Annotated in this window: 1 protein-coding gene; it reads right to left on the bottom strand. The window is 47.0% G+C overall.

Features of this window, described 5'->3' with window-relative positions:
• Window positions 1-361: nucleoside hydrolase (locus ASC50_RS05230; protein WP_478209968.1), on the bottom strand; the 361-nt coding region annotated here is incomplete at its 3' end.
• Between the last annotated feature and the right edge of the window lie 41 nt (window positions 362-402).

Genomic DNA, 402 nt, shown 5'->3' with positions numbered 1-402 from the left:
CGTTAGGGCCGTCCTGCCATGAATTGGCGCCATTTGCTTCTATCTTTATCTTTCCCTTCACGGTGTTGAAATACCTGCCGGTGCCGCGTACGGCAACCAGTACGGCTGTCTGGTCCCAACTTTCGCGCCCTTTCGGTTGTGTCTGACCGCATATTGTATAAACTTCTTTTGCCGGTGTGTTTTGTATGCCGGATTCTCTCAAACGTTTCCCTGTAACTATTTTATCGCCTATTTCCCAGCCGCTGAAAATAATGCTGGTTGGCCATTGCTCACACACAGTTGCCGAAGCAGGCACATCTATATAAACATTGTATTCGCGTCCTTTGGGAAATTGACCGGCCATTGACACTAAGTGTTTCACTTTCTTTTCAACTAATTGCTTGCCGTCTAAAGGGCTGTATT

It is taken from the genome of Candidatus Symbiothrix dinenymphae, from assembly GCF_001431085.1.
The sequence above is the reverse complement of the archived record's forward strand: the minus strand, read 5'-3'. Positions and strand labels throughout refer to the sequence as shown.